Source organism: Bacillus sp. AFS023182, assembly GCF_002560575.1.
GTDB lineage: Bacteria > Bacillota > Bacilli > Bacillales > Bacillaceae_G > Bacillus_A > Bacillus_A arachidis.
In genome coordinates this window covers 1-8,773 of record NZ_NTRO01000097.1, presented here as the reverse complement: position 1 = coordinate 8,773, position 8,773 = coordinate 1, and the positions used below count along the sequence as shown (strand labels likewise).

The following is an 8,773-nucleotide window of genomic DNA, read 5'->3' as shown; positions in this document are numbered from 1 at the left end:
ATTTTCAGGGTTCACTTCAGTTATATCAGGGGTTCTTTATTATTCATTCATATTCTTAATTCGTACTAATTCCTCGTGCTGCCCAAATCCGATCAATTTCCGCTGCATGTTGTCCTCCGTAAAGTAGTGCATCTGCTTGCTTTATTGCTTTGGCACCATCACGGAATGTCGCATTTGGAGTAAGTGACCAATGGGACTGCAAAATGATTTTTGTTGTTACATCACGACCAAAAGCTTGCGCCATTTCATATTCACCTTGTGCCCAAATTTCTCCATCCGCATGTACTTCGTTCTCAATATCCCTTGGATACACTTTATTATTGTCTAATCGTCGTAAACATGTTGGATTAGAGCTGGAATAAGAAGTCCCATCCCATTCTCCTACACATGCTTTTCCATATCCTGTAGTTGATGTAGCATCCTCATAAGTTGCACCTAAGAAATCTCCAAATCCTTCTCCCATTGCCCCGCCTTCTGCAGAACTTCCGAACCCTGGAACTTGATTATCTTGAATCGAATGCCCATACTCATGTGCAATAATTCCTGCATCCTCTGCATCATCTACCCCACCAGTTCCGAATGTTAAAGCTTTTGTTGACGGAGAGTAGAAAGAATTATCATCTCTCGTTCCGTTCACATTTACTTTAATAGAACGATTATTAATATTATTAAAACCTATTTGTTGGATGTAACGTTGTAAAGTATCGATATGATAATACGCCATTACATCTTCAAAACTATCATTTGAACGTGTGTAATTAAATTGAAGGGTTGAAGATTTCGTTTTTGCCTTTGAAGAAATAGTGACGTAATCTCCAACTAAAAATCCCGTCCCATTTAAACCTTTTAAAGTAACTGTTTTTAATTGATTATTTAATGCTGTGGAATCTGCATCATTATTATCCTTTAATCCCGTTAAACTGCCACTTGATACGACAGGATTAGGCATAAACACTTTCCCTGTCCCTTCCGCTTTCCGGTTTATATCAACCTTTTTAATTAACTTTCCACTCTCAGCATCAATGAGTGTTTCCCACGCACCAAATGGTTGATTGGAGTGGACTACAACTCGGTATACCGGAATAGCAACACCTTCTTCAATGACATAGCCAAATTCATTCATTGTTGGCGCCCATAAATTTTGTTCACTTTCTCCTCCAACATATGCCTTTGATTTTTGCTCCGCATCTTTTTCACTGATTTTTTGCTTAATTTCTTTCACACTCTGCACAGGCTGATAATCAGAAACTGCAAGTAATTTTTGACCTTTTCCATTAAGGGTTACCGTTATTTGTCTTGAAAATACAGGCGCACCATTTACTACTTGTTGAAATCTAACATATGAAGCTACCTGTGTATCCGTTGTTGAAATATACTGTAAGTCTGATAGATCTGACTTTAATGCATATTGCGAAGCATTCGTTTTTAAATATTCGGCTGCTTTTTCCTGAGGAGAATATCTGTCTATCTTTACTTGTTTCTCTTCTACCGCTGAAGCAGTAGATACTGTACTTAGCACTAACGGTATTGCTGTAGCAATTGCCACTACTCTTTTTTTGAACATTAGAACCACTCTCCACTCTCTTCATAAATTTTGAATGTACGAGTAATTCTATAAAAACAATTATATTACCTTTCTCTTTTTCTCATTAAATATAAAGTAATATTTTCTCAATATTTGTGTATCAAAGTAATAAATACTTTCGAAAGATATTATTCACTATAGAGATTAACCAAACTTGAAAAAGATTTTTAAGATGATCTTCAATTTATTCAATCATGTCCTGCACCAGATCGTTCATAATTACTACTCCTACATTTATTCTAAACAAAAAGAATACTGATGTTTTGATATCACTTATGTTGTTCTAGCATTTTCAACTACAAACAGGTAATAATCCCTGTATCTTTCGCAGAATAAAAACAAAATCCTGCATGATTCATACAGGATTTTGTAACTGTGTCTTGGATTACATACTACTTTTTGTGATTTAGCTAGCTGGACTCAACTTGATTCGAACCGTTTTCTCACCTAAAGAAATTTCATCTTCCTCTTGTGTTAACGTTTGGAATGTAAATTGCTTTACTAACAAGTTTTCTTCTAATAAACCTTGATGTTTCGTTAATGTTCTCTGTAATTCATCTTCTGTATCAAGGATTACATCTACTCGCAAGTTAACGGGTAAATTTAACTGTTTTCGATACTCTTGAACAGCGCGAATAAATTCACGTGCCACTCCTTCTTGTAACAATTCCTCTGTAACATTTGTATCTAACATTACCGTATATTGTCCGTTTGTCGTATTAGAAAATCCTGCTTTTGGCACTTGTTCTACCAATACATCTTCAACTGATACTGTAATTTCTTCTCCTGAGATAAGCTTAAACGTTGCCTTTTCCTCTACAACAAATTTTTGTACTTCTTCTTGCGGTAATTGTTTTAACCATTGATTTACAACATTGACGTTCTTCCCGAATTTCGGTCCTGCCGTCTTAAAATTCAACTTTAATTGATACGATGTATACTTTGTTTCATCTAATTCTACATGAAATGCTTTTACGTTCAATTCATCCATAACAATATCACGGTAGGATTTCCAGTCTACTTTCTGCTCATGATGCTCTAGTAATACAAGCTCTGCTAATGGCTGTTTCACTTTTAATGCATATTGATTTCGATTGCTACGTCCGAGTTCTACAACTTGTAAAACAGCATCCATTTCTTGTTCTAGCTTTGATTGAATAAGTGTTTCATCTGCTGCTGGATAATCCGTCAAATGAACACTACTTCCTTCCAAGTTAAGATGAATATCTTCTGCTACAAAAGGAGTAAATGGAGCAAGTAACTTGCTAAGTGTAACAAGTACCTCATGAAGTGTTTCATACGCCGCGGTCTTTTCAGGATTCATGCCAGACTCCCAAAAACGATTGCGTGAACGTCTTACATACCAGTTACTTACCTCATCTACAAGAGTCGCAATTTCACGAGCTGCATTTGTAAATTGATACTCATCTAATGCACTTCTTACTTTTTTCGTTGTACTATGAAGACGTGATAATACCCACTCATCTAATTTCGTTCGCTTTACCTCATACTTCTCTTTTGGATCATATTCATCTAAGTTTGCATATAAAACATAAAAACTATATACATTTACAAGTGTATCTACAAGTTTCGACTTCGCCTCTTGGACAGTTCTTTCAGAAAATCGTTTTGCATTCCAAGGTGCACTATCAACAAGAAGAGCCCATCTTAATGCGTCTGCACCAAATTTTTCAATTAAGTCTACTGGATCTAATGCATTTCCTTTACTTTTAGACATTTTCTGTCCTTGTTCATCTAGCACATGCCCAAGAGATAATACACGTTTGTATGGTACTTTTCCAGTGTATAAAGCCGCTACTGCTAATAAGCTATAAAACCAACCGCGCGTTTGATCGACACCTTCAGCGATTACATCCGCTGGGAATTGTTCCTCAAAAAGCTCTTTATTTTCAAATGGATAATGATACTGTGCAAATGGCATCGAACCACTATCAAACCAAACATCAATTACTTCTGGCGTACGAGTCATTAAGCCACCGCATTTTTCACAGCATACCTTCACTTCATCTACATACGGTTTATGCAGTTCTAAATTTTCTTCTACCTGCCCTCTGCTATGCTTTCTTAATCCCTCGATGCTCTTCGGCGCAAATTGATGATCACAGTTTTCACATTCCCATACATTTAACGGTGTTCCCCAGTAGCGTTTTCGGCTAATATTCCAGTCCACCATATTCTCTAAAAACTTTCCAAATCGCCCATGCTTCATATGGTCTGGATACCATGTAACTGCATCATTATTCTGTAAGAACGTCTCTTTAATTTCAGTTGTCCGAATAAACCAACTCTCTCCAGCATAATAGAGAAGTGGTGAATCACAGCGCCAGCAATGCGGATAACTATGTTCATATTTCTCTTTATGATAGAGCAATCCTTCCCCAGCTAAATAACGAACAATATCCACATCACACTCTTTCACAAACTTCCCTTTTAAAAACGGAACAACTTCTGTATATTTACCTTGCTCATCCACAACATGAAGGAACGATAATCCTTCATGTTGCACCACTTTATAATCATCTTCTCCATAAGCTGGTGCGATATGAACAAGTCCCGTCCCGCTATCTCCCGTAACAAAGTCTGCTGAAATAACACGGTATCCATTCGTAACTTCGTCCATAGGAAATGGAGCTGTATATGAAATACCTACTAATTCTGCTCCTTTATGAGTAGATAATACTTGATAGCCTTCTTTTAACACATCATTTGCACGCTCTTTTGCAACAATATAAACGGTTCCATCTTTCTCTGCTTTCACATATTCCATATCCAGATGTACAGCAAGAGCTACATTGGCAGGCAATGTCCACGGGGTTGTCGTCCACCCAAGAAAATATTCATTTTCACTATTCAATACTTTAAATTTCACAGTCGCACTTAAATCTTTTACTGTTTTATAACCTTGCGCTACTTCATGCGAACTAAGTGATGTTTGACAACTTGGACAGTACGGTGAAACTCGATGCCCTTTATATAGCAGCCCTTTTTCATGAATTGTTCCAAGAATATGCCATACACTCTCAATATAAGGGTTCTGCAAAGTTACGTACGGATCATCCATATCAACCCAATATCCGATGCTCTCAGTAAATTCACGCCACTGCTTTTCATACGTAAATACACTTTCTTTACACTTTTGGATAAATGGTTCAATTCCGTATTCTTCAATTTCATGTTTACCAGAAATACCAAGTTGCTTTTCCACTCCTAGTTCTACCGGTAAACCATGTGTATCCCAGCCAGCTTTTCGAAGTACTTTGTATCCAGTCATTGTTTTATATCTTGCTACTACATCTTTAATCGTCCGCCCAAGCGCATGCCCAACGTGCGGTAATCCATTTGCAGTTGGTGGTCCTTCATAAAAAACGAAAGATTGTGCGCCTTCACGATTCCGAATGGATTGCTCAAAGATATTTTGCTTGTTCCACTGCTTACGAATTCGTGTTTCTCTTCCTACAGCTAATTCTTTTACATCTACCTTCTCCATTTACAATCACTCCTTTGAAATTTTGTAAAAGCACACAAAAAACCCGTCCCTATAAGTAGGGACGGGTTTACCCGCGTTACCACCCTAATTCTATTAGTATTTTAACCAATAGCACTTAGCAACGTACTAGCATACGCGTTCTTTGTAACGGTAGACATCCGTCCGAGCTTACTCTATTCAGCCACGGCTCCTCGGAGATGATTTTCAAATAAAGTCTGTACACCGGCTTTCAGCATAACGCCGGCTCTCTGGGGAACAGTACGATATTTTACTCTTTCTCGTCTTCAGATTTGTATACTTTTATTAAAAGTTATTTTATTCCATGAAACAGATAATTGTCAATCAATTCAAAAATATATTTTCATTTTCATCCTAATTTTCGTATTTTATACATCGTGAAAAGTTTCTATTACTTTATCGTGCCCATACTTCCTCTAAATCTTCATCTTCTTCTCCAAGTTCTGCAAAAAATCCAGTTTTATCTTCATGAAGAACTGTTTCAAGTTCTGCCTTTGCCTCTTCGTTTCGATTTAAAACAGCTAAATAGCATGTTCTGTTGTATCGAACTAACAAATCTGAAGAATCGAAATACAATTCAGATTAACAAATTTTCTACATATTTAGTGTTCTTCTTTTATGTTATCTTTTCTTGTTTTTGTGGAAAACACAAAATTAGATTATGGCCATGAAAAGGTACAACGCCTTAATAAACAAACATGTTAAAAAACCCAGAAACAAAATTCCTGGGCTCTTTAACATGCTTTCTAGTAAAAGAAATCGTATACTTTTCTCTGAGTTCAATATTAAACTCTTTCTAGACAGTATCCATTGACGAAAAAATTGATAGTTTCAATTTCTTCAGCATTTAATTTTCTTTGCAGTCCCTTTTCAAGCTCTTTAATAATGGCTTTTTCATTCCCCTTATATTTTCCCGTCAAAAATGCTGTTTCTTTTAAAAAATTAATTATAAAAAGAATAGCGTATTTTTCGTTATATGAATAAAAATTTGTCCTATACTTATTACTAAATTTCCGGATTATTTCCATTTACATAAAACTAAGAACAAAAACATAAAAAAACCGTGAATTATTCACGGTTTTCCCCTTTCGAAAAGCTAATCGCAATTGTTCCAGCGCCTGCATGAACAGCAAAAGATATAGGAAGTGGGTAAATTTGAAACTTCATTTCAGGAAATACTTCTCTAAAATCGGCAATCCATTCTTTCGCCCCTGCTTCATCATTAGCGTGGAAAACATGTACCACTTTCGGAGTGTCTTTTTCAAGTTCAGTTCGCATATACTCTTTACACTTTTGTATTTTACGAACTTTTTTTGTCATCACAACTTCTCCGTTTTGTACTTCTAAAATTGGATTCACGCTTAGTAGGCTACCTAGTATAAACTGCACTCCCTTCACACGTCCACTTGCATATAAACCTTTTAGATCTTTCGGAAATACATAATAAGGACTACGTTCAATGTGTTGTATTGTTTTTTGTATATCTTGTAAAGTCATACCTTCACGGTATAACGTTTGTGCTTTTGTTAAAAGTTCATCCATTGGATAACTTGCTGTTTCACTATCTATTACGATTAGAGGAAATCCTGCCATTTCTGCTGCGAGTATCATATTTTGATAGGTACCACTTACCTTCCCGCTAATTGTGAAAGCAAATCCTTCTTCATATTCCTCTTTACACTTCGAGAAAAGAGCAACCATCTCGCCTAAATTCGGTTGTGATGTAGTTACGGTTACACCTTCTTTTAACGCATCGTAGACACGTTCACGAACACCTTCTTCACAGTCTTTATAGGCAGTTCCATTAATAACAATTTCAATTGGTATAACAAAATTATCTTCACTTGTTGTACAGCTTGCAGTTGTACTATCAGTAAACCAAGCAACTCGCTTCATGCTGTTCCTCCCTTGTATACATCCTTTCCTGAAACTTATCTCACTATTCTATCTATTTGAGTTATGAAAAGGACTATGTTTGTTATCATAACAAGACTATCTCTGTTTTTCTATAGGATATGGATGATTTGAGCAAAGTTTTCAAAATTAATATCGATTCTATCCAAATTCGTACACTATTTCGACATATTTACTTATTCTTCACGATTCCAAAAGTGATTTTCATACTTGGGGCATAGACGAAAGAAGATTCTAAAGTAAATTCTTTAGAGAAGTTTAATTCTGCCTGGTACTGTGCTATCGCTTCATTATACGTCAGTCCTCGGCTTATTAAACGTTCAATAAAACCATCCTTTTCAGCAGGTGTATTACCGATTCCCTCTTCCTTAAGTGCGTGATACAATTGTTGTTTCTCTCTTTGCATCTCATTCGTATTAAGAAAATTCACCTTATCGCTAACCCTGCACTCAATCTTTTCTACACCTAGTTCACTTAAATATATCGGTAATTTCATTCCAATGTTACCATCCGCGCCATTTCGCTTTGCATCTTTTTCAAACAATTTTTGCAGAACACCAAGCTGAATTATTTCAGATTGCTCCAGATTATTCAGGTAATACGAAGACATATTAGAAATCCAGTGTGGTTCAAAACATATGATACTGCCTCCATTAACAACCGAATCTACCATCTTTTGTAACATTGTCTTCGAATCGTTCATATGTAGTAAAAAAGCATGACAAACTGCTATATCATAATTTCTTTCTAATTCGATTTCAGTAGCATCTGCTTCAATAAACTCTACTTCATATGGAAGACTTCGGAATAACTCTCTTGCTTCATTAATTAGTTTCTTACCCTTATCAACTCCTGTATATCTAGACCCTATTGGTAACAGAGGCAATAGGGTCAGCCCTAAATATCCATATCCACAACCGTAGTCAACTATATGAACTGGTTTAGAAATTTTCCAAACTGCATTTACCAAAAAACTTATATAATCATCGTTGTAATATAGATCTCTTGTATTTCTCAAATATTCTAACTGATTATCCCATTCATACTCTTTCAATTTAGTCATCCCCTTTTATTTATATTGAAAGCATTGATTCCATTTGCTTCTTTGAGCAGATGGTAAAATATTTTATAGATATATAAACATTTTTGCATATCCATAAGTATTTAATGTATCTAGAAATCTGGTAAACTCATTTAGACAAAATGGATTTAATGAAAAGTCCAACTAATAGAGATACTATTGTATATATATAACCCAAGAAAGAAAAGTCTCATTTGCATATTTCAACACAAGTAATAAGAAGAGTATGCAAACGATTATTGGTATAACTCATAATTTTTTGAGTTTCAAATAAACAATTGCACCTAACATAATCGTAAGAACTGAAAAAAGAATCAAAACTAAGAACATCGGATTACTAAATATTTGTGCCACTTTCTTGATTCCTCCGATATCAAAATTCGGCCTTTATTTAAACAACTTAATGATATTTTTGGCGTATACTTCATAACCCACTCGTGCTGTTCACTGGTACTCTCTACAAGCATAATCTGCCTATTGTTTCCTTCTAACCGTACAAAGAAATCTTGTTTATCCCCACTTTTATATTTTAATGTAATTACAGCATTCATATTTTTCAGCGCTTCTTTGTCTAATAACACATCTTTCTTTTTTGCATTTTGAAGACTTTCAAGTTAATATACATGTAAAATCAAGGTAACATTCCTTATTTAGAAAGGAAGTAATA

General features: G+C 35.4%; 5 protein-coding genes, 1 pseudogene and 1 other annotated feature. All 6 genes and pseudogenes read right to left on the bottom strand.

What is annotated here, in order from left to right; translation table 11 throughout:
* Positions 1-55: 55 nt before the first annotated feature.
* Entirely contained in the window at positions 56-1,564 is a 1,509-nt protein-coding gene (locus CN288_RS26330) for a M36 family metallopeptidase (RefSeq protein ID WP_098303484.1), read from the bottom strand.
* Between the two features lie 427 nt (positions 1,565-1,991).
* Positions 1,992-5,093 carry an isoleucine--tRNA ligase gene (gene ileS / locus CN288_RS26325; RefSeq protein ID WP_098303483.1) on the bottom strand — a complete coding sequence of 1,034 codons (3,102 nt, stop codon included), beginning with the start codon at positions 5,091-5,093 and terminating at the stop codon, positions 1,992-1,994.
* Positions 5,094-5,147: 54 nt separating this feature from the next.
* Positions 5,148-5,387 (bottom strand) — a binding site (T-box leader).
* A 120-nt stretch (positions 5,388-5,507) separates the two neighbouring features.
* A pseudogene (locus CN288_RS26320) lies at positions 5,508-5,687 on the bottom strand (hypothetical protein); the annotation flags it as partial.
* Between the two features lie 492 nt (positions 5,688-6,179).
* Positions 6,180-7,007 (bottom strand): DegV family protein, encoded by an 828-nt coding sequence (locus CN288_RS26310; RefSeq protein WP_098303482.1) that lies wholly within the window; start codon positions 7,005-7,007, stop codon positions 6,180-6,182.
* Between the two features lie 190 nt (positions 7,008-7,197).
* Positions 7,198-8,079 carry a methyltransferase domain-containing protein gene (locus CN288_RS26305; RefSeq protein ID WP_026593091.1) on the bottom strand — a complete coding sequence of 294 codons (882 nt, stop codon included), beginning with the start codon at positions 8,077-8,079 and terminating at the stop codon, positions 7,198-7,200.
* A 347-nt stretch (positions 8,080-8,426) separates the two neighbouring features.
* Entirely contained in the window at positions 8,427-8,657 is a 231-nt protein-coding gene (locus CN288_RS29125; protein WP_098303481.1) for a hypothetical protein, read from the bottom strand.
* Between the last annotated feature and the right edge of the window lie 116 nt (positions 8,658-8,773).